Raw genomic sequence first — 19,919 nt, 5'->3', positions numbered from 1 at the left:
TGGCAGACCCGCCGCCCACCGCTAGGAGCCGGCGATGTCCGTCACCCCCGCACCGGCCCGGAGCAGCGCCCCGGTATCCCGGCTCCCCGCCTGGGGCACCGGCTTCGAGGCGCTGGTGCGCCAGGACCCCGAACTGGCCGGACTCCTCCTCGGCGAGGCCGACCGGCAGGCGACCGGGCTGCAGCTGATCGCCGCCGAGAACTTCACCTCACCCGCGGTCCTGGCCGTCCTCGGCTCGCCGCTGGCCAACAAGTACGCCGAGGGCTATCCCGGCGCCCGCCACCACGGCGGCTGCGAACTGGTCGACCTCGCCGAGCTCATCGCCGTCGAACGCGCCAGGGGCCTCTTCGGCGCCGAGCACGCCAACGTCCAGCCGCACACCGGCTCCTCCGCCGTGCTGGCCGCCTACGCCGCGCTGCTGCGCCCGGGCGACACGGTGCTGGCCATGTCCCTCCAGCAGGGCGGACACCTCACCCACGGCTCCCCGGCCAACTTCTCGGGCCGCTGGTTCGACTTCGTCGGCTACGGGGTCCGCCGGGACACCGGGCTCATCGACTACGACCAGGTGCGCGACCTGGCCCGCGACCGCCGGCCCGCCGCGATCGTGTGCGGCTCGATGTCCTACCCGCGGCACCCCGACTACGCCGCCTTCCGGGAGATCGCAGACGAGGTGGGCGCCGCCCTCATCGCCGACGCGGCACACCCCATCGGACTGGTCGCCGGGGGAGCGGCACCGAACCCGGTCCCGTATGCCGACATCGTCTGCGCCACCACGCACAAGGTGCTGCGCGGGCCCCGCGGCGGGCTGATCCTTTGCGGCGCCCGGCTGGCGGAGCGGGCGGACCGGGCGGTCTTCCCGTTCACCCAGGGCGGCGCCCAGATGCACGCCGTCGCCGCGAAGGCGGTCGCCTTCGGGGAGGCCGCGACCCCGGCCTTCACCGCCTACGCCCACCAAGTCGTGGCCAACGCCCGCGCCCTTGCCGCCGCCCTGGCCTCCGAAGGCCTCGTCATCGCCACGGGAGGCACCGACACGCACCTGGTGACCGCCGACGTCTCCCCGCTCGCCCTGGAGGCCGTGACGGCCCGCCGGCGCCTCGCCGCCGCCGGCATCGTGCTGGACACCTGCGGCCTGCCGCACGGCCGGGCCCGCGGCCTGCGGCTGGGCACCGCCGCCCTCACCAGCCAGGGCATGCGGGAGCCCGAGATGATCCGGGTCGCCGCCCTGCTGGGCGCCGCACTGCGCGGGGAGGGGAAGGAGTCCGAGGTCAGGGCGGCCGTCGCCGAGCTGGCCGGAAACTTCCCCCCGTATCCGCCGCACATGTGATCATTTGGCGCCCCCGGCAACCACCCGCAGGGCCCCCGCGTCTTCCCCGGCATTCACGGATCGGGGGCGGACGCGAATATGGTGTGGGGCTGTGATGTCCGGCGAGATTCCTGGGGCAGCCCGTGCGTGAATACCTGCTGACGTTGTGCGTCACCGCGGCAGTCACCTATCTGCTGACGGGTCCGGTGCGGAAGTTCGCGATCGCGGCCGGCGCAATGCCGGAGATCCGCGCCCGTGACGTGCACCGGGAACCGACGCCACGGCTCGGCGGTATCGCCATGTTCGGCGGGCTCTGCGCGGGCCTGCTGGTCGCCGCGCACCTGGCCAATCTCAAGCCCGTCTTCGAGCTGTCCAACGAGCCGCGCGCGCTGCTCTCGGGAGCCGGGCTGATCTGGCTGCTCGGCGTGCTCGACGACAAGTGGGGCGTGGACGCCCTGGTCAAGCTGGGCGGCCAGATGATCGCCGCCGGCGTGATGGTCCTGCAGGGTCTGACCATCCTGTGGATCCCCGTCCCCGGCGTCGGCAATGTCTCGCTGACGCCCATGCAGGGCACGCTGCTCACGGTGGCGCTGGTCGTCATCACCATCAACGCCGTGAACTTCGTCGACGGTCTCGACGGCCTGGCGTCCGGCATGGTCTGCATCGCCGCCGCCGCGTTCTTCGTCTACGCCTACCGGCTCTGGTACGGACACAATCTGGAGGCGGCCGCTCCGGCCGCGCTGTTCGCGGCCGTGCTCATGGGCATGTGCCTGGGCTTCCTCCCGCACAACATGCATCCCGCCCGGATCTTCATGGGCGACTCCGGCTCCATGCTGATCGGCCTGGTGCTGGCGGCCGGCGCCATCTCCCTGACCGGGCAGCTCGACCCGGACGCCCTCAAGCTCTTCGAGGGCTCCGAACGGGCCGCTGTGCAGGCCACGGTGCCGGTCTACATCCCGCTGCTGCTGCCGCTGACGGTCATCGCGGTGCCGGTCGCGGACCTGCTGCTGGCCATCGTCCGGCGCACCTGGAAGGGCCAGTCGCCGTTCGCCGCCGACCGCGGGCATCTGCACCACCGGCTGCTGGAGATCGGCCACTCGCACAGCCGCGCGGTGCTCATCATGTACTTCTGGTCGGCGCTCATCGCCTTCGGCACGGTGGCCTACTCGGTGCAGTCGGCCAGTGTCTGGATCCTGCTGGTGATCACCGCGTTGAGCGCGGTCGGCCTGGGCCTGCTGCTGATGCCGAGGTTCACCCCGCGGGCTCCCCGTTGGGCGGAGCGGTTCGTTCCGCCGCGCTACCGCCGGCGGGTGGTGCCCATCGCGGAGGGCGCCGTTCCGGAGGAGCAGCGCGAGCCCGTACCGGCCGGCCTGCACGGCGCAACAGCCGTCGGGGACCGCTCACGTTTCACGCGCACCAGCACGCACCACGGGTAAAGTCCGCCTCTAGCAGACGAATTGGCGGTCCGTCAGCCCGTCGACCAGGGGGTTGACCCGTGAGTGTGACGCGGGGCACACGAACCAGGTAAAGACCTCATCAAATAGTTTGTGATACCGTTCACTAAACCCGGTGGTAGAGCCGAAGGTCCCGTCGAAAATACTGTGCGGCGGACCTTCGTCGCAGAGTCGCCTCTGATTCCCGGGGATACGCTCGCCCACGACGAATCGTTGCTTCCGACCTTCGCCGGAGAACCCTTCATGCAGTCCAACGACGCCCGAACCCTTCTTCAGTGCGCCGTCCCGACCGCCGTGAGCGGGATCGTCGCCGTTGCCGTGGCCCTGGTGTTCGCCGGTGGCAAGGGCGGCATCGGTGCCGCCGTCGGCACGCTCCTCGCAGGAGGTGTCATGGCCATGGGCCTGATCGTCCTGCAGCGGACCGCGAAGCACCTTCCGCACCTCTTCCAGTCGATGGGCCTCGTGCTCTTCATGGCGCAGTTCCTGCTCGTCGCCGTCTTCCTCGGCGTCTTCAAGCACACCACGCTGTTCGACACCAAGGCCTTCGCCTTCGCCCTGCTCGCCGCGGTCCTCGTGTGGATCGGGGCGCAGACGCGTGCCTACATGAAGGCCAAGGTCCTGTACGTGGATCCGGAGTCCGGCGATGCGCAGAAGGCTGCGCCCGCCGGTTCTCCGTCATGAGAGGTAGGGCCGCGATAAAGGCTCCTGTGCTCACCTGCTATCGTCCGGTGCCATCTGAGGTGCAGCGGACGAAGGCAGCCGGACCCCCGAGTCCCAGGGGAGAGGATCGGCCGCCCGTGCAGCTGACGCCTGCGATGTCTTCCGGCCACCGGCCGACCTGCCGCACCCCTATCCGTAAGACCAGTCCAGTGCCGTTCCGTGGCTGCACGCCGCGCCGACACAACGAGGTTGCCGTACCTATGCGCCACGCTGAAGGAGCTCGCGGTGAGTGCTGACCAGATGCTCGCCTTCGAGACCGATTGCCACATCTTCGATGGGTGCGGCTTCCCGGCCCCAGGGCTCCACTCGTTCGTCTTCGAGCCGCTCTTCTCGATCGGCGGATACGACTTCAACAAGCCGATGTTGCTCGCCCTGCTGGGCTCGATCGCCATCGTCGGTTTCTTCTGGGTGGCCTTCGGCAAGGCGAAGGTGGTGCCGGGCAAGCTGCAGATGGTCGGTGAGGCCGGTTACGACTTCGTCCGCCGCGGCATCGTCTACGAGGCGCTCGGGAAGAAGGAGGGCGACAAGTACGTCCCCTTCATGGTCTCCCTGTTCTTCTTCGTGTGGATCATGAACCTGTGGTCGGTCATTCCGGTCGCCCAGTTCCCGGTCACGTCGATCATCGCCTTCCCGGCGGGCCTCGCCCTGATCGTCTACGTCCTGTGGATGTACCTGACCTTCAAGAAGCACGGCTTCGTCGGCGGCCTGAAGAACATCACCGGCTACGACAAGTCGCTCGGCGGCATCCTGCCGATGGTCGTCGTCCTCGAGTTCTTCTCGAACGTCCTGGTCCGGCCGTTCACCCACGCGGTCCGGCTCTTCGCCAACATGTTCGCCGGCCACCTGCTGATCCTGATGTTCACCATCGCCAGCTGGTACCTGCTGAACGGCATCGGCATCGCCTACGCCGGTGTCTCGTTCGTGATGACCATCCTGATGACCGCCTTCGAGCTCTTCATCCAGGCCGTCCAGGCGTACGTGTTCGTGCTGCTGGCCTGCAACTACGTGCAGGGCGCGCTCTCCGAGCACCACTGAGCCCCCAGCCCCACCCAGACCCACTGACCGTCCGGTGGCCAACCCCCACCGGTCCGTGAAAGAGAAGGAAGAACCGGCATGTCCGCTCTCCAGACCCTTGCCGCCGACGGTGTCACCGGCTCCCTCGGCTCCATCGGCTACGGCCTCGCCGCGATCGGCCCCGGCGTCGGCGTCGGCATCATCTTCGGTAACGGCACCCAGGCGCTGGCCCGCCAGCCCGAGGCGGCCGGCCTGATCCGCGCCAACCAGATCATGGGCTTCGCCTTCTGTGAGGCGCTCGCCCTGATCGGCATCGTCATGCCGTTCGTGTTCGGTAAGTAATCACTGCTTGCTGACACCCCTTTTCGACGAAAGGCACTGATGTGAACGCCCTGACGATGGCGGCCGAGGAGATGGAGAACCCTCTCCTCCCGCCGATCCCAGAGCTTGTCATCGGCCTTGTCGCCTTCCTCATCGTCTTCCTGTTCCTCGGCAAGAAGCTCCTCCCGAACATCAACAAGGTTCTGGACGAGCGCCGGGCGGCCATCGAGGGCGGCATGGAGAAGGCCGAGGCCGCCCAGGCCGAGGCTCAGCAGGTACTCGAGGACTACCGGGCCCAGCTCGCCGACGCCCGCCACGAGTCCGCGCGTCTGCGCCAGGAGGCGCAGGAGCAGGGCGTCGCGCTGATCGCCGAGATGCGGCTTGAGGGCCAGCGGCAGCGTGAGGAGATCATCGCTGCCGGTCACGCCCAGATCGAGGCCGACCGCAAGGCCGCTTCGGCCTCCCTCCGTCAGGACGTCGGCCAGCTGGCCATCGACCTGGCGGGCCGGATCGTGGGCGAGTCCCTCCAGGACTCCGCCCGTCAGGGCCGGACCATCGACCGCTTCCTCGACGCCCTTGAGGAGCAGCCGGTGGACGTGGCGAAGGCCGAGGCGAAGCGATGAGCCTTGCGAGCCGTGAGGCCCTGGCCTCTGCACGGGAGAGCCTCGACGCGCTGGCGGACAACACGTCCGTGGACGCGGCGAAGCTGGCGGACGAGCTTGCCTCCGTCACCGCACTGCTGGACCGCGAGGTGTCGCTGCGCCGGGTCCTGACCGACCCGGCGCAGCCCGGCGAGGCCAAGGCCGAGCTGGCGAAGCGTCTGCTGGGCGGTCAGGTCGGCGGCGAGTGCGCCGACCTGCTGGCCGGCATGGTGCGCCTGCGCTGGTCGCGCTCTCGCGACCTGGTGGACGCGACCGAGGAGCTGGCGAGCAGCGCCGACCTGGTCGCCGCCGAGCGGCAGGGCGTCCTGGACGACGTCGAGGACGAGCTGTTCCGCTTCGGACGGATCGTCACCTCGGACTCCGCACTGCGCTCCGCGCTGACCGACAAGGTCGCCGACCGGGCCGCGAAGGCGGGCCTGGTGCACCAGCTGCTGGGCGGCCGGGCCAACCCGGTCACCGAGCGGCTCGTCGTCCGCCTGGTGACGGCGCCGCGTGGCCGTAGCCTGGAGGCAGGGCTCAACGCCCTCTCCAAGCTCGCCGCGGAGCGCCGGGACCGTACGGTCGCGGTGGTCACCTCGGCAGTGCCGCTGGACGACCGGCAGAAGCAGCGCCTCGGCGATGCGCTGGCCAAGCTGTACGGGCGACGCGTCCACCTCAACATGGACGTCGACCCCGAGATCATCGGCGGCATCCAGGTGCGCATCGGCGACGAGGTCATCAACGGCACCATCGCGGACCGCCTCGCCGAGGCGGAACGGCGGATGGCCGGCTGACCGGCGACCAACTCAAGAGCATGACTGACGGCCCGGGTTGGGCCGACGGTGTCCTCCGGGGGAACTCCCCCGGGGAAGAAATACTTCGGGCCCAACAAGGAGAGCAGGGAACCCAGATGGCGGAGCTCACGATCCGGCCGGAGGAGATCCGGGACGCGCTGGAGAACTTTGTCCAGGCGTACAAGCCGGACGCGGCCTCGCGCGAGGAGGTCGGTACGGTCAGCGTTGCCGGCGACGGCATCGCGAAGGTCGAGGGCCTTCCCTCGGCCATGGCGAACGAGCTGCTGCGGTTCGAGGACGGAACCCTCGGTCTCGCCCTCAACCTCGAGGAGCGCGAGATCGGTGCGGTCGTCCTCGGCGAGTTCAGCGGCATCGAGGAGGGCCAGCCGGTGCAGCGCACCGGTGAGGTGCTCTCCGTCGCGGTGGGCGAGGGCTACCTCGGCCGCGTCGTCGACCCGCTGGGCAACCCGATCGACGGCCTCGGCGAGATCACCGGCATCGAGGGCCGCCGCGCCCTCGAACTGCAGGCCCCCACGGTCATGCAGCGCAAGTCGGTCCACGAGCCGATGGAGACGGGCTACAAGGCCGTCGACGCCATGACCCCGGTCGGCCGTGGCCAGCGTCAGCTGATCATCGGTGACCGGCAGACCGGCAAGACCGCGCTGGCCGTCGACACGATCATCAACCAGCGCGACAACTGGCGCACCGGCGACCCGAAGAAGCAGGTTCGCTGCATCTACGTCGCCATCGGCCAGAAGGGCTCCACCATCGCGTCCGTGCGCGGTGCGCTGGAGGAGGCCGGCGCCCTGGAGTACACGACGATCGTCGCGGCTCCGGCGTCCGACCCGGCGGGCTTCAAGTACCTCGCCCCGTACACCGGTTCCGCCATCGGCCAGCACTGGATGTACCAGGGCAAGCACGTCCTGATCGTCTTCGACGACCTGTCGAAGCAGGCCGACGCCTACCGTGCCGTCTCGCTGCTGCTGCGCCGCCCGCCGGGCCGTGAGGCCTACCCGGGTGACGTCTTCTACCTGCACTCCCGTCTGCTGGAGCGCTGCGCCAAGCTCTCCGACGAGATGGGTGCCGGCTCGATGACCGGTCTGCCGATCGTCGAGACCAAGGCGAACGACGTCTCGGCGTTCATCCCGACCAACGTCATCTCCATCACCGACGGCCAGTGCTTCCTGGAGTCGGACCTGTTCAACGCCGGTCAGCGCCCCGCGCTGAACGTCGGTATCTCGGTCTCCCGTGTCGGTGGCTCCGCCCAGCACAAGGCCATGAAGCAGGTCTCCGGCCGCCTCCGTGTGGACCTCGCCCAGTTCCGCGAGCTGGAGGCGTTCGCCGCCTTCGGTTCCGACCTGGACGCGGCCTCCAAGGCCTCCCTGGAGCGCGGCAAGCGCATGGTCGAGCTGCTGAAGCAGACGCAGTACGCTCCGTACTCCACCGAGGACCAGGTCGTCTCCATCTGGGCCGGCACCACCGGCAAGATGGACGACGTCCCGGTCGAGGACATCCGCCGCTTCGAGCGCGAGCTGCTGGACTACCTGCACCGCGAGCACAAGGGCCTGATGACCAGCATTCGTGAGGGCGGCAAGATGTCCGACGACACGCTGCAGGCCGTGGGCGACGCGATCGCGTCCTTCAAGCAGCAGTTCGAGACGGCGGACGGCAAGCTGCTGGGCGAGGGCTGAGCATGGGTGCCCAGATCCGGGTCTACAAGAGGCGGATCAAGTCCGTCACTGCGACCAAGAAGATCACCAAGGCGATGGAGATGATCGCCGCCTCGCGCATCGTCAAGGCGCAGCGCCAGGTGGCCGCATCCACTCCGTACGCCAGTGAGCTCACCCGGGCAGTCACCGCGGTTGCCACCGGCTCCAACGCCAAGCACGCCCTGACCACCGAGGCGGAGAACCCGGTCCGGGCCGCGGTGCTGCTCATCACGAGCGACCGTGGTCTGGCCGGCGGCTACTCCTCCAACGCCATCAAGGCGGCGGAGCAGCTCACCGAGCGGCTCCGCGCCGAGGGCAAGGACGTCGTCACGTACATCGTCGGCCGCAAGGGCGTCGCGTACTACGGCTTCCGTGAGCGCCCGGTGGTCGAGTCCTGGACCGGCTTCACCGACAGCCCGGCCTACGCCGATGCCAAGCGCATCGCGGGTCCGCTGATCGAGGCCGTCCAGCGGGACACGGCCGAGGGCGGCGTGGACGAGCTGCACATCGTCTTCACCGAGTTCGTCTCGATGATGACGCAGACGCCGGTGGACAACCGTCTGCTGCCGCTGAGCCTCACGGCGACGCCGGAGGAGACCGAAGCTGCTCAGGGGCGGATCCTTCCGCTCTACGAGTTCGAGCCGTCGGTGGAGGGCGTGCTCGACGCGCTGCTGCCGCGGTACGTCGAGTCCCGGATCTACAACGCGCTGCTGCAGGCCGCTGCTTCCGAGCACGCCGCCCGCCGCCGCGCGATGAAGTCCGCGACCGACAACGCCGAAGAGCTCATCAAGTCGCTCAAGCGGCTTGCCAATGCGGCCCGACAGGCCGACATCACCCAGGAAATCAGCGAGATCGTCGGTGGCGCGAGCGCCCTGGCCGACGCGACCGCGGGGAGTGACAAGTAATGACGACCACTGTTGAGACGGCCGCCGCCACGGGCCGCGTCGCCCGGGTGATCGGCCCGGTCGTCGACGTGGAGTTCCCCGTCGACGCGATGCCGGAGATCTACAACGCCCTGCACGTCGAGGTCGACGACCCGGCCGTCGAGGGCGGGCGGAAGACCCTGACGCTCGAGGTCGCCCAGCACCTCGGTGAGGGCCTCGTGCGCTCCATCTCCATGCAGCCCACCGACGGTCTGGTCCGCCAGGCCCCGGTGTCCGACACGGGTGCGGCCATCTCCGTCCCGGTCGGCGACGTGACCAAGGGCAAGGTGTTCAACACCCTGGGCCAGGTCCTCAACGAGGACGAGTCCACGGTGGCCGACGCCGAGCGCTGGTCGATCCACCGCAAGGCCCCGGCCTTCGACCAGCTCGAGTCCAAGACCGAGATGTTCGAGACCGGCCTGAAGGTCGTCGACCTGCTGACCCCGTACGTCAAGGGCGGCAAGATCGGTCTGTTCGGTGGTGCCGGTGTCGGCAAGACCGTTCTGATCCAGGAAATGATCATGCGTGTGGCGAAGCTGCACGAGGGCGTTTCCGTCTTCGCCGGTGTCGGTGAGCGCACCCGTGAGGGCAACGACCTCATGGTCGAGATGGAGGAGGCCGGCGTTCTCGACAAGACCGCGCTGGTCTTCGGTCAGATGGACGAGCCCCCGGGCACCCGTCTGCGCGTGGCCCTGGCCGGTCTGACCATGGCGGAGTACTTCCGCGATGTGCAGAAGCAGGACGTGCTGTTCTTCATCGACAACATCTTCCGCTTCACCCAGGCCGGTTCCGAGGTGTCGACCCTGCTCGGCCGTATGCCCTCCGCGGTGGGCTACCAGCCGAACCTGGCCGACGAGATGGGCATCCTGCAGGAGCGCATCACCTCGACCCGTGGTCACTCGATCACCTCGATGCAGGCGATCTACGTCCCCGCGGACGACCTGACCGACCCGGCCCCGGCGACCACCTTCGCCCACCTGGACGCCACCACCGTTCTGTCGCGTCCGATCTCGGAGAAGGGCATCTACCCGGCGGTCGACCCGCTGGACTCGACGTCCCGCATCCTGGACCCGCGCTACGTCGCGCAGGACCACTACGACACCGCCATGCGGGTCCGCGGAATCCTGCAGAAGTACAAGGACCTCCAGGACATCATCGCGATCCTCGGTATCGACGAGCTGGGCGAAGAGGACAAGCTGGTCGTCCACCGCGCCCGTCGTGTCGAGCGCTTCCTGTCGCAGAACACCCACGCGGCGAAGCAGTTCACCGGTGTCGACGGTTCGGACGTTCCGCTGGACGAGTCCATCGCCGCGTTCAACTCGATCTGCGACGGTGAGTTCGACCACTTCCCGGAGCAGGCCTTCTTCATGTGCGGTGGCCTTGAGGACCTGAAGAAGAACGCCAAGGAGCTGGGCGTCTCCTGAGCCCCGTGCTCTGACGTCCGGGGGTGGGGCAGTCCCGCCCCCGGACGTCACGTCCCCTATTCTTTGACCCAACACCTGCCGTACCCGGCAGGTGGAGACCCGAGGAGCCACGTTGGCTGCTGAGCTGCACGTCGAGCTGGTCGCGGCGGACCGAAGCGTCTGGTCCGGCGAGGCCACTCTGGTCATCGCGCGTACCACATCGGGTGACATCGGCGTCATGCCCGGCCACCAGCCGCTGCTCGGTGTGCTGGAGTCCGGCCCGGTGACCATCAAGACCGCCGAGGGCACCGTGGTCGCCGCGGTGCACGGCGGGTTCATCTCGTTCGCCGACGACAAGCTCTCGCTGCTCGCCGAGATCGCGGAGCTGGCCGACGAGATCGACGTCCAGCGCGCCGAGCGTGCGCTGGAGCGGGCCCAGTCGGAGGCGGACGCCGCCGCCGAGCGGCGCGCGGACGTCCGGCTGCGTGCGGTCGCGGGGCACTAGGACCGCGACCGACCGAAGAACGACCCTCAGCCGCGGGCCGCACTGGATCTTCCAGGGCGGTCCGCGGCTGAGGCAATACAGGTGCGGTTGCTCTAGATGATGCGAGGAGGTCGGTGGAGATGGTCCTCGCTCTGCTCGTGAGCGGCATCGTCGTACTGCTGGTGGTGCTGGGGCTCTTCGTCTTCGGGCTGCGCAGGCGGCTCATCCAGCGGTCCGGCGGGACCTTCGACTGCAGTCTGCGGTGGAACATCCCCGAGGACGACCCCGAACCCCTCGGCAAGGGCTGGGTCTACGGCGTCGCCCGCTACAGCGGTGACCGGATCGAGTGGTTCCGGGTCTTCTCGTACGCGCCGCGCCCTCGGCGGATCCTGGAGCGCGCCTCGATCGAGGTCCTGGAGCGCCGGACGCCGCAGGGCGAGGAGGAACTGGCCCTGCTGTCCGACGCCGTGGTCCTGGTCTGCCTGCACCGGGGCACGCGCCTGGAACTCGCGATGAGCGAGGACGCCCTGACGGGCTTCCTGGCGTGGCTGGAGGCGGCCCCTCCGGGGCAGCGGGTCAACGTGGCGTAGTGCCGCGCCCCGAAGGGGCGCGGGGAACTGCGCGACCAGCCACGAACAACCCGCAGTTCAGGACAGACCGTCAGTGACGGCAGTCATCAGCGTGCCACTGTCACCGGACATCTCCCAGATCATCACGCCCATCAAATTCTTCTGGCGAAGCCAGGCCGTCTTCTTGCCGATCGACCAGGCGTCGTCGAATGTCCACCACTGCCCGCCGTCCCCGGTGTAGCCATACGTGGCCACCACCTGATCGTCGTGGTAGAAGGTCATGTTGGGAACCGAGGCGACCAGGTTGTCGTAGCCCCGCGTACCCGCCTCCTCGGGGAACTGCCCGGTCGCAGCCCCATTCGCCGTTTGCCAGACACCCCGCGCCCCGCCGTCGGCGACCTGCTGCCAGCCGCGCCCGTAGAAGGCCAGGCCCAGGGCCAGTTTGCGGGGGTCGACGCCCGCGTCGAGATAGGTCTGGACGGTTTTGTCCACGCTGAACTTCGTGGAGTACGGGTCCTTGGGGTCGGCGTACAGGTTGCCCTGGTGGCCGGTGCGGTTGGGTTCCCAGCTGTTGTCGCTGCCCGAGCCGTGGAAGTCGTAGCCCTGGACGTTGGCGTAGTCCATGGATTCGAAGACGTTCGGCTTGCCGCCGATCTGCCAGCCTGCCGCGATCTTGGCCGGGTCGGCCGGGGTGAAGGCGGTGAGCAGGTAGTGCTTGCCGGTCGTGGCGCCCAGTGCGTCGAGCTGCTTGCGGAACTCGGCCATCAGCAGCGTGAGGTTCGCCTTGTCGTCCGCGGAGACGTGGTTGCCGGGGTGGCCGTCGGAGCCCGGCCATTCCCAGTCGATGTCGAAGCCGTCGAAGATGCCGGCCGCCGTGCCGGGGCCGCCGCGGCCGTTGCTGACCGGCAGGTTGCCCTTGATGTACATGTCGATACAGGACTGGACGAACTTCTGCCGGGAGGCGTCGGTCTTCGCGACGTCCGAGAAGTACTTGCTGTAGGTCCAGCCGCCCACCGAGATCAGGGTCTTGAGGTCGGGGTACTTGGCCCTGAGCTTCTTGAGCTGGTTGAAGTTGCCCGCGAGTGGCTGGTCCCAGGTGTCGCCCATGCCGTCGACGGACTCGCCGGCCGCGAAGCCCTTCTCGTAGTCGGCCCACGAGTCGCCCGCGCCGTCGCCCTGGCTGGGGTCCTCGGGGTTGGACGTGGTGGCCTTGGTGACGCCGTTGAGGCAGGTGAGGTTGACCGGATCGATGTTGGAGAAGGCGTAGTTGAGGTGGGTGAGCTTGGCGGCGGCGCCCGTGGCGTCCAAGGACTTCACGGTGTAGGCGCGGCCGTAGATGCCCCACTGCACGAAGTAGCCCACCTTGGCGTAGCCGTTGCCGGGCTGCGGGGTGCCGCCCCCGCCGGTGGTCTTCACGGTCAGTGCCGGGCCGGCGGGTCCGGTCCGGTCGGCGGTGTCGCGGCCGACGACGGTGTACGTGTAGCTGGTGCCGGGGGTCAACCCGGTGTCGGTCCAGGCGAGTTTGGCGACGGTCGTGACCTTGCTGCCGCCGCGGTAGACGTCGTAGTTCTTCATGCCCGTGTCGGACGCGGACGCCGTCCACTTCAGGGAGACGGTCGTGTCGGTGACGGCAGTGGCCTGCGGGGTGCCGGGGGCGCCCGGCGGATTGCCCTGGGAACTGCCGTCGCAGGAGCCGCCGTTGAGCTTGCACCCGGTGGGAGCGTTGTCGCCCGCGGCGACGAAGCCGAAGGTGACGGAGGCGCCGGGGGCGATGCTGCCGTTGTAGTCGCGGTTCTTGGCGGTGTAGTGGGTGCCGCTGTTGCTGATCAGGGCGTCCCAGTACGAGCCGACGGTGGTGGAGGAGGGGAAGTCCCACTCGACGGTCCAGCCGTCGACGGTCGTCGAGCCCGTGTTCTTGATCGTCCATTCGCCCTGGTAACCGGTGCCCCAGTCGGAGGTCTTGGCGAAGGCCGCCGTCGCCGAGGCCGCGGCATGGGCCGGGGCCGCGAGCCCGATCAGTGCGGCGAGGGGGAGGAGGAAGGCGGCGAACGCCGCGGTGAGGGTGAAGCGTCTGCTGTATCTGCCGTGTCCCGTTGTTCCTGTGTTCAAGGGTGCTCCTCGAGTGGAGTCCGTACAGGGTGGGGGGTGCGCAGTTTTGTGGGGAGCGTAAGAAGGTCCGTACCAACGGTCAAGAGGTCTGGACCAGACCCAACTCCTGGGCCAGTACGGCAGCTTGCACCCTGCTGCGCAGCTCCAGCTTTCCCAGCAGGCGGCTCACGTGCGTCTTCACCGTCGCCTCGGCCATCTGCAGCCGGACCGCGATCTCCGCGTTCGCCAGGCCCTCGCCGAGGCAGACCAGCACCTCGCGCTCGCGGCGCGTGAGCACGTCCAGGAGGGCCAGGTCGGCGGACGGGCGTGCCGTCGCCCGCGGCGCCGGGCGGGCGAACTCGGCGATCAGGCGGCGGGTGACGGCCGGGGAGATCAGCCCCTCGCCCCGGGCCACGGTCCGCACGGCGGCGACGAGATCGGCGGCCTCGCTGTCCTTCAGCAGGAACCCCGCCGCGCCCGCGCGCAGCGCCCCGAACACGTACTCGTCGAGGTCGAAGGTGGTCAGGACGAGCACGTCGGACAACTGCTCCGCGGTGATCTGCCGGGTCGCCGAGACCCCGTCCAGGCGGGGCATCTGCACGTCCATGACGACCACATCGGGCCGCAGCGCCCGCGTCAGCCGCACCGCCTCCTCGCCGTCCGCCGCCTCCCCGACGACCTCGACGCCGGGCGCGGAGCGCAGGATGAGGACCAGGCCGGACCGGACGGCGGCCTGGTCCTCGGCGACCAGGACCCGGATGTTCATCGCGTCTCCTCGCTCTCCACGGGCAGTTCGGCCCGTACCTCCCAGAACGCCGTTCCGCCGCCCTGCGGTCCCGTCTCCAGCCGGCCGCCCAGGAGGGCGACGCGCTCCTGCATGCCGACGATGCCCGCTCCCGAGCCCGGGGCGCGCGGCGCCGGCCGCTCGCCCAGCGGGCTGGTGACGCGGACGGTCAGCGGACCGTCCGCCGTGCGCGTCAGGCGCACCGCCACCTCGCCCGGCGCCGCGTGCTTGACCGCGTTGGTCAGCGACTCCTGCACGATGCGGTACGCGGCCAGTTCGACGGGCGCGGGCAGCGGGCCGGAGTCGCGCTCGTCGTGCAGGACGAAGCGGAACCTGCCCTCGTCGGGCACGGTGCTGCGCGCCTGCACCAGCAGCGCATCGAGACCGTCCAGCGTGGGCGTGGCCGCCGGTCCCTCCTCCCCGGTGCGCAGGAGGGTGATGAGACGGCGCATCTCGGCGAGCCCCTGGACGCTGTTCTCGCGGATCACCGCGAGCGCCTCCCGGGACGTCTCCGGCTCGCCGATCGACAGCGCCGCCGTGGAGTGGATCGCGATGGCCGACAGGTGCCCCGCCACCATGTCGTGCAGCTCCCGCGCCATCCGGGCCCGCTCCGCGCCCACCGCCTCGCGCCGGTCCAGCTCCGCCAGCAGTGCCGTCCGCTCGGCCGCCAGCCGCGCGGACCGGGCGGCGTCGCGGTGCACGCGGACGCCCACGCCGGTCCAGGCCGGCGCGATGGTCACCAGGCCCAGCCCGATGCCGACCAGCAGCGCCTCCGGCTTGCGGACCAGGGCGACGGCCAGCAACGTGCCCAGGACGGTGAGCACTTCGGTCGCCCGCGGGATGAACCGGTACGCGGCCTGCGGCCCGTACAGCACCGCCGCGTAGACGAGATCGGTGAACATGCCCACGTTCGCGATGAGACTGCCCGCGCACAGGTCGAGCACGAGCGCCCCCGTGCCGAGGGCGAGCCCCGCCAGCGGGGCGTTGCGGCGCAGCAGTTCGGCACCGGCCATGACGGCCAGTGCGACGAGGGCGAGCCACGGCGGCAGCGGCAGCGCGGGTGTGCTGCGCAGCCCGAGCGCGTAGAGCAGGACCCCGCCGAGCACCCCGGCGACCGCGACGAGCACGGCATCGCGATCGGGGCGGCGGGGGAGGGCGATCTGCACGGGTCCATCACAGCATGCCGTCGCCGCAGGTCAGTACATCGAACGATGCAGTCGGGGATCGTCTTCTGCGACGAGGCGGGGGCGGCCGCGGCAGGTGACGCTGGAGGGGAGGTGAGGCGAGGGAAGGAGCGGAGCCGTGATCGTCACGCTGATCGTCGTCTGCGAGGTGGGCTTCTGGGTGCTGCTGGCCGGCGGACTGAGCCTGCGCTATCTGGCCCGCATGCCGCGCGCGGGGGTCGCGGTACTGCTGCTGGAACCCGTACTGGAGCTCGTCCTGCTGATCGCGACCGCGGTCGACCTGAAGAACGGGGCCGCCGCCGACTGGAAGCACGGCCTCGCGGCCGTCTACATCGGCTTCTCGGTCGGCCTCGGCCACTCCACGCTCCGCTGGGCCGACGCCCGCTTCGCCCACCGCTTCGCGGGCGGCCCGCCACCGGTCGCGCCGCCCCGGTACGGGACGGCGCGCACGGTCCACGAGTGGAAGACGGCGGGCCGCTGGATCCTGGCCGCGGCCGTGGCCGCTGCGCTGTTGCAGGCGGCGGTTTGGTACGTGGGCGACGGCGGTGATGTGAGCTCGCTGCGGGCGTGGCAGTCGAAGATGCTGCTGGTGATGGGCATCAACGTGGTCATCGCACTGAGCTACACGATCTGGCCGAAACAGGAGAAGGCGTAGGCCTCAGCGGTTCTCGCCCGGTACCCAAAGGACGTCCCCGACCTCCCGGTTGGCGGTCCTCGCCAGGATGAACAGCAGGTCCGACAGCCGGTTGAGGTAGGTGGCGGTGAGGTGGTTCATGATGTCGCCGTGCATCTCCAGCGCGGCCCACGTGGAGCGCTCCGCGCGCCGTACCACCGTGCACGCCTGGTGCAGCAGCGCCGCCCCCGGCGTGCCCCCCGGCAGGATGAAGCTGCGCAGCTTCTCCAGCGGCTCCAGGAAGTGGTCGCAGTCCGCCTCCAGGCGGTCGATGTAGGACTGCTCGACGCGCAGCGGCGGGGCCATTTTTTTTGAAAGCGCGGGGTTCTCCATGACGGGGGTCGCCAGGTCGGCGCCCACGTCGAAGAGGTCGTTCTGGACCCGGACCAGCACCGCGGTGACGTCCTCCGGGAGCTGTCCCAGCGCGATGGCCACCCCGATCGCGGCGTTGGCCTCGTTCGCGTCGGCGTACGCCGCGATGCGGGTGTCGGTCTTCACGGTCCGGCTCATGTCGCCGAGGGCGGTGGTGCCGTCGTCGCCGGTGCGGGTGTAGATACGCGTCAGGTTGACCATGCCCCGAGCGTAGTCAGGCTCCGGCTTTCCGGAAGTACCGCGTCCCGGCCGTCACCGAGACGGCCAGCAGAGCCAGGGCCGCCAACGTGCCGCGCAGCAGCGCCGGGTCGGAGTAGTGCCCGATGAACGCGGCGCGGACGGCGTCCACCAGATAGCGCAGCGGCATCACGCATCCGTACGTATGTTTGCGTCGCGTGTGCGTGGTTCACTCGTTCTGGTTGCTCTGGAGGAAATCTGCCGGGCGGGCCCGGACGCGGCGACAAGCTGTGTGCATGGGGGATACGGAGCGGCAGTGCGAACGAGCCGAAGAGTCGGGCGAGCAGGTGCTTGTGCGGCGCGTGGTGAAGCTCCGGCTGTATCCGACCTCCGAGCAGGAGCTGCGGCTGGCCGGGCAGGGGCATGCAGCCCGGGCACTGTGGAACCTGCTTCATGATTGGTACACCTTCTACGCTCCGCACCGTTGGCCATCGTTCAAAGAAGCGGATGAAGTGATCCGGCAGGCCAGGCGAGAGCTCGAGTGGCTGTCGATCCTCCCGGCTCAGGCGTGTCAGCAAGTGCTCAAGCAGTACATCGAGGCATGGCAGGCGCATTGGAAAGGCTTGCGCGGTTGTCCCGGATTTCAGGTGCGTGGACGCAGGCGGCTCTCGGTCGACATGCCGCAAGCTCAAGCACTCAAGGTCGCGCGCCTGAGCCGGAAATGGGGAGAAGCCAACCTGACGCTCGTGGGGCGCGTCCGGTTTCGGTACTCGAGCGAGCTGCCAGGCATCGGAAAGGACGCACCGGAGGGCAGGGTCACGGGCGCCCGGCTGGTGAGGGACTCCAACGGCTGGCACATCGCCTTCCGTTGCGCCTTCAAGTGCGAGGTACCGGCAAAGGGGACGCACCAGGGTCCCGCTGTCGGACTGGACCGAGGCGTGACAGTGTCACTGGCGACCTCCGACCCGGATGAGGCGTACCTCACTCATGGACCGTGGCTGAGCCCCAAAGAAGGGGAACGGCTGACGCGTCTGCAGCGGAAGGCCGCTCGCCAACGGCGAGCCGCTCTTCCTGGGCAGCCGGCGCCCCGCCGGTTGCAACGCACGAATGCGCAGATCGCAGATCTCCGGGGACGAGAGAAGCGGCGTCGCACGGACTGGCAACATAAGACCACCACGCTCCTGGCCTCCCGCTACGGCCTGATCGGGGTCGAGCGGTTCAACGTGCAGGCCATGACTGCGTCTGCGCGGGGTTCCCGGGAGCAGCACGGCAGGGGCGTGGCGCAAAAGAGAGCACTGAACCGGGCCATCCTTGGCGAGGGCTGGTCAGCCCTGCTGGCGATGCTGGAGTACAAGGCAACCCAACGTGGAGGGGTGGTCGTCCAGGTTCCGGCTGCCTACACCTCACAGAGGTGCTCCGCGTGCGGGGAAGCGGATGCAAAGAACCGCGAGAGCCAAGCGATCTTTGCCTGCAAGAACCCTGAATGCGGGTACGGGCCGGTCAATGCGGATGTGAATGCTGCATACAACATCAAAACCGACGCCATTCAAGCGGTCTCGTGGCCGCGTGGTGTGGCGAGCTTGGCCGCCCTGGGAAGCAGGGTGGACGGACGCAGCGTTCCCGCCTGGCGGAAACGCAGGCCGCGGCGTTGGCTGTGGCCGAATCGTCAACCGAACCGTCCGGAGGCCGCATGACAGCGGTAGCACGGGCGGTGGGAGCCCTGGTGCACAGCTGGGGAGACTTCACAACTACTTCGGTTCGAAGGAGGACCTCTTCCTCGACCGCGAGGACGACGCCGTCGACTGGGTCGCCAGGGCCGTCCGCGGCCGTCCCGCGGGCGAGTCCCCCGCCGCGACCGTGCTGCGCACCCTGCGCGCGGAGGTCGTGACGGTCTCGCCGCGGATGGGGCTGGTCGACGGGTTCGAGCGGTTCATGCGCGTCATCGAGGAGTCGCCGGCCCTGCGCTCCCGGGTCTTCGGTATGCGGCGCCGCGCCGTCGACCGGCTCGCCGCCGTGCTCGCCGAGGAGGCGGGGGAGGACGCCGGGCCGCTGCCCGTACTGGTGGCCGGTCAGCTGGGCTGGGTCCAGGCACAGGTGACCGAGTACATCCAGGCCGAGCTGGTGGCGGGCCGCACCGCCGCGGAGACCTCGCGTGCCGCGCTCGGCCTGCTGGACGAGATCGAGGGGCTGCTGAGCGACCGTCTGCTGGAGTACGGCATCCGCCCCACAGCGTGAACCCGGCGTGATCCCGGGGTGGTCCCGGTGTGATCCCTGGGGCCCGAGTGGCTCAACTGCAGCGTGTGGCCCGGCCGGTGGCCGTCTCGGTGTGATGTCCGTCATTCGGGACGTGACGCGCATCTCTTCCCTCCCAACGGCGCGCTCCCGGGCGCTAAGGTCCGGCCAAGAGCAGTAAGAACACGCAGGTGTACAGGGAGTAAGGGGACAGCCGTGGCCAAGAAGCTCGCCGTCATCGGTGCCGGACTGATGGGGTCCGGCATTGCGCAGGTCTCCGCGCAGGCCGGCTGGGACGTCGTGCTGCGCGATGTGACCGATGCGGCGCTGCAGCGCGGCACGGACGGCATCCGGGCCTCGCTGGACCGGTTCGTGGCGAAGGAGAAGCTGGAGGCGGCCGCGGCCGAGCAGGCGCTCGCCCGCATCACCCCGACCACCGACCTGGACGCGGCCGCCGACGCCGACATCGTCGTGGAGGCCGTCTTCGAGGACGTCGACACCAAGCGGGACATCTTCCGCACCCTGGACGGGCTGGTGAAGGAGGACACCGTCCTCGCCTCCAACACCTCCGCCATCCCGATCACCAAGATCGCCGCCGCCACCGCCCGCCCGGAGCGCGTGGTCGGCGCCCACTTCTTCTCGCCGGTGCCGATGATGCAGCTGTGCGAGCTGGTGCGCGGGCACAAGACCAGCGACGAAACCCTCGCCGCCGCGCGGGAGTTCGCCGAGGGCATCGGCAAGACCTGCATCGTCGTCAACCGAGACGTCGCCGGCTTCGTCACCACCCGCCTGATCTCGGCGCTGGTCGTCGAGGCGGCCAAGCTGTACGAGTCCGGGGTGGCCAGCGCCGAGGACATCGACATCGCCTGCAAGCTGGGCTTCGGCCACGCCATGGGCCCGCTGGCGACCGCCGACCTGACGGGCGTCGACATCCTGCTGCACGCGACCGAGAACATCTACACCGAGTGCCAGGACGAGAAGTTCGCCCCGCCGGAGCTCATGCGCCGCATGGTCGACGCGGGCGACCTGGGCCGCAAGAGCGGCCAGGGCTTTTACCAGCACTGAGGCTCCATC

The 19,919-nt window shown here is 69.5% G+C and carries 21 protein-coding genes; 16 read left to right on the top strand and 5 right to left on the bottom strand.

Translation table 11 applies throughout. The features are described from left to right. Window positions 1-34: 34 nt before the first annotated feature. The 12 genes from ACWD4B_RS09160 (at window position 35) to ACWD4B_RS09105 (ending at window position 11,356) form a co-directional block, all read left to right on the top strand. Complete coding sequence (locus tag ACWD4B_RS09160) at window positions 35-1,324, top strand: serine hydroxymethyltransferase (protein ID WP_451420170.1); 1,290 nt, start codon at window positions 35-37, stop codon at window positions 1,322-1,324. 122 nt (window positions 1,325-1,446) lie between these two features. Beyond that, window positions 1,447-2,739: an MraY family glycosyltransferase gene (locus ACWD4B_RS09155; RefSeq protein WP_451420169.1), complete on the top strand. Its 1,293-nt coding sequence runs from the start codon at window positions 1,447-1,449 to the stop codon at window positions 2,737-2,739. A 261-nt stretch (window positions 2,740-3,000) separates the two neighbouring features. Beyond that, window positions 3,001-3,438 carry a hypothetical protein gene (locus tag ACWD4B_RS09150; protein ID WP_336413548.1) on the top strand — a complete coding sequence of 146 codons (438 nt, stop codon included), beginning with the start codon at window positions 3,001-3,003 and terminating at the stop codon, window positions 3,436-3,438. Between the two features lie 279 nt (window positions 3,439-3,717). After that, complete coding sequence (gene atpB / locus ACWD4B_RS09145; protein ID WP_336413616.1) at window positions 3,718-4,512, top strand: F0F1 ATP synthase subunit A; 795 nt, start codon at window positions 3,718-3,720, stop codon at window positions 4,510-4,512. Between the two features lie 78 nt (window positions 4,513-4,590). Next, window positions 4,591-4,833, top strand: coding sequence for an ATP synthase subunit c family protein (locus ACWD4B_RS09140; protein ID WP_171085095.1), 243 nt, complete (start codon window positions 4,591-4,593; stop codon window positions 4,831-4,833). Between the two features lie 41 nt (window positions 4,834-4,874). Continuing rightward, the gene (locus ACWD4B_RS09135) at window positions 4,875-5,435 is read left to right on the top strand and encodes a F0F1 ATP synthase subunit B (RefSeq protein ID WP_451420168.1); all 561 of its coding nucleotides are present in this window, start codon (window positions 4,875-4,877) and stop codon (window positions 5,433-5,435) included. Then, window positions 5,432-6,247 carry a F0F1 ATP synthase subunit delta gene (locus ACWD4B_RS09130; RefSeq protein WP_451420167.1) on the top strand — a complete coding sequence of 272 codons (816 nt, stop codon included), beginning with the start codon at window positions 5,432-5,434 and terminating at the stop codon, window positions 6,245-6,247. Before ACWD4B_RS09135 ends, ACWD4B_RS09130 begins: the two co-directional genes overlap by 4 nt. 116 nt (window positions 6,248-6,363) lie before the next feature. Continuing rightward, window positions 6,364-7,938 (top strand): F0F1 ATP synthase subunit alpha, encoded by a 1,575-nt coding sequence (gene atpA / locus ACWD4B_RS09125; protein ID WP_336413545.1) that lies wholly within the window; start codon window positions 6,364-6,366, stop codon window positions 7,936-7,938. A gap of 2 nt (window positions 7,939-7,940) precedes the next feature. Beyond that, window positions 7,941-8,861 (top strand): F0F1 ATP synthase subunit gamma, encoded by a 921-nt coding sequence (locus tag ACWD4B_RS09120; RefSeq protein WP_451420166.1) that lies wholly within the window; start codon window positions 7,941-7,943, stop codon window positions 8,859-8,861. Further along, the gene (gene atpD, locus ACWD4B_RS09115; protein WP_451420165.1) at window positions 8,861-10,303 is read left to right on the top strand and encodes a F0F1 ATP synthase subunit beta; all 1,443 of its coding nucleotides are present in this window, start codon (window positions 8,861-8,863) and stop codon (window positions 10,301-10,303) included. The genes ACWD4B_RS09120 and atpD overlap by 1 nt, the downstream gene beginning before the upstream one ends. 112 nt (window positions 10,304-10,415) lie before the next feature. Further along, window positions 10,416-10,787 (top strand): F0F1 ATP synthase subunit epsilon, encoded by a 372-nt coding sequence (locus tag ACWD4B_RS09110; RefSeq protein ID WP_336413542.1) that lies wholly within the window; start codon window positions 10,416-10,418, stop codon window positions 10,785-10,787. 119 nt (window positions 10,788-10,906) lie between these two features. Further along, window positions 10,907-11,356, top strand: coding sequence for a DUF2550 domain-containing protein (locus ACWD4B_RS09105; RefSeq protein WP_336413615.1), 450 nt, complete (start codon window positions 10,907-10,909; stop codon window positions 11,354-11,356). Window positions 11,357-11,413: 57 nt separating this feature from the next. Here ACWD4B_RS09105 and ACWD4B_RS09100 read toward each other — a convergent pair whose 3' ends face one another. The 3 genes from ACWD4B_RS09100 to ACWD4B_RS09090 form a co-directional block, all read right to left on the bottom strand. After that, on the bottom strand, window positions 11,414-13,444 hold the full coding sequence (locus ACWD4B_RS09100) for a glycosyl hydrolase family 18 protein (RefSeq protein ID WP_451420164.1): 2,031 nt from the start codon (window positions 13,442-13,444) through the stop codon (window positions 11,414-11,416). 79 nt (window positions 13,445-13,523) lie between these two features. Beyond that, the gene (locus tag ACWD4B_RS09095) at window positions 13,524-14,189 is read right to left on the bottom strand and encodes a response regulator (protein WP_451420163.1); all 666 of its coding nucleotides are present in this window, start codon (window positions 14,187-14,189) and stop codon (window positions 13,524-13,526) included. Continuing rightward, entirely contained in the window at window positions 14,186-15,367 is a 1,182-nt protein-coding gene (locus ACWD4B_RS09090) for a sensor histidine kinase (protein WP_451420205.1), read from the bottom strand. Before ACWD4B_RS09090 ends, ACWD4B_RS09095 begins: the two co-directional genes overlap by 4 nt. A gap of 142 nt (window positions 15,368-15,509) precedes the next feature. On the opposite strand from ACWD4B_RS09090, the gene ACWD4B_RS09085 reads away from it, so the two are divergent. Continuing rightward, on the top strand, window positions 15,510-16,046 hold the full coding sequence (locus ACWD4B_RS09085; protein WP_451420162.1) for a hypothetical protein: 537 nt from the start codon (window positions 15,510-15,512) through the stop codon (window positions 16,044-16,046). 3 nt (window positions 16,047-16,049) lie between these two features. On the opposite strand, the gene ACWD4B_RS09080 is transcribed toward ACWD4B_RS09085, so the two are convergent. Both ACWD4B_RS09080 and ACWD4B_RS09075 read right to left on the bottom strand, forming a co-directional pair. Beyond that, the gene (locus tag ACWD4B_RS09080; RefSeq protein WP_451420161.1) at window positions 16,050-16,637 is read right to left on the bottom strand and encodes a cob(I)yrinic acid a,c-diamide adenosyltransferase; all 588 of its coding nucleotides are present in this window, start codon (window positions 16,635-16,637) and stop codon (window positions 16,050-16,052) included. 13 nt (window positions 16,638-16,650) lie between these two features. Next, entirely contained in the window at window positions 16,651-16,803 is a 153-nt protein-coding gene (locus ACWD4B_RS09075) for a hypothetical protein (RefSeq protein WP_451420160.1), read from the bottom strand. Between the two features lie 106 nt (window positions 16,804-16,909). Between ACWD4B_RS09075 and ACWD4B_RS09070 the strand changes: the two genes are divergently transcribed. From ACWD4B_RS09070 to ACWD4B_RS09060, 3 genes are all read left to right on the top strand, one after another. Further along, the gene (locus tag ACWD4B_RS09070; RefSeq protein ID WP_451420159.1) at window positions 16,910-18,307 is read left to right on the top strand and encodes an RNA-guided endonuclease InsQ/TnpB family protein; all 1,398 of its coding nucleotides are present in this window, start codon (window positions 16,910-16,912) and stop codon (window positions 18,305-18,307) included. A gap of 163 nt (window positions 18,308-18,470) precedes the next feature. Continuing rightward, window positions 18,471-18,848, top strand: coding sequence for a hypothetical protein (locus ACWD4B_RS09065; RefSeq protein WP_451420158.1), 378 nt, complete (start codon window positions 18,471-18,473; stop codon window positions 18,846-18,848). 213 nt (window positions 18,849-19,061) lie between these two features. Next, window positions 19,062-19,910: a 3-hydroxyacyl-CoA dehydrogenase family protein gene (locus ACWD4B_RS09060; RefSeq protein WP_451420157.1), complete on the top strand. Its 849-nt coding sequence runs from the start codon at window positions 19,062-19,064 to the stop codon at window positions 19,908-19,910. Window positions 19,911-19,919 lie beyond the last annotated feature (9 nt).

It is taken from the genome of Streptomyces sp. NPDC002536 (assembly GCF_053594995.1).
Note: the sequence above shows the minus strand (reverse complement) of the source record. Positions and strands in the feature narration are given on the sequence as shown.

Bases quoted from the DNA above. Each gene is read 5' to 3' on its own strand.
- ACWD4B_RS09160 (WP_451420170.1), top strand. From the start codon at position 35: ATGTCCGTCACCCCCGCACCGGCCCGGAGCAGCGCCCCGGTATCCCGG.
- ACWD4B_RS09150 (WP_336413548.1), top strand. From the start codon at position 3,001: ATGCAGTCCAACGACGCCCGAACCCTTCTTCAGTGCGCCGTCCCGACC.
- atpB (WP_336413616.1), top strand. From the start codon at position 3,718: ATGCTCGCCTTCGAGACCGATTGCCACATCTTCGATGGGTGCGGCTTC.
- ACWD4B_RS09140 (WP_171085095.1), top strand. From the start codon at position 4,591: ATGTCCGCTCTCCAGACCCTTGCCGCCGACGGTGTCACCGGCTCCCTC.
- ACWD4B_RS09130 (WP_451420167.1), top strand. From the start codon at position 5,432: ATGAGCCTTGCGAGCCGTGAGGCCCTGGCCTCTGCACGGGAGAGCCTC.
- atpA (WP_336413545.1), top strand. From the start codon at position 6,364: ATGGCGGAGCTCACGATCCGGCCGGAGGAGATCCGGGACGCGCTGGAG.
- ACWD4B_RS09120 (WP_451420166.1), top strand. From the start codon at position 7,941: ATGGGTGCCCAGATCCGGGTCTACAAGAGGCGGATCAAGTCCGTCACT.
- atpD (WP_451420165.1), top strand. From the start codon at position 8,861: ATGACGACCACTGTTGAGACGGCCGCCGCCACGGGCCGCGTCGCCCGG.
- ACWD4B_RS09105 (WP_336413615.1), top strand. From the start codon at position 10,907: ATGGTCCTCGCTCTGCTCGTGAGCGGCATCGTCGTACTGCTGGTGGTG.
- ACWD4B_RS09095 (WP_451420163.1), bottom strand. From the start codon at position 14,189: ATGAACATCCGGGTCCTGGTCGCCGAGGACCAGGCCGCCGTCCGGTCC.
- ACWD4B_RS09080 (WP_451420161.1), bottom strand. From the start codon at position 16,637: ATGGTCAACCTGACGCGTATCTACACCCGCACCGGCGACGACGGCACC.
- ACWD4B_RS09075 (WP_451420160.1), bottom strand. From the start codon at position 16,803: ATGCCGCTGCGCTATCTGGTGGACGCCGTCCGCGCCGCGTTCATCGGG.
- ACWD4B_RS09070 (WP_451420159.1), top strand. From the start codon at position 16,910: ATGGGGGATACGGAGCGGCAGTGCGAACGAGCCGAAGAGTCGGGCGAG.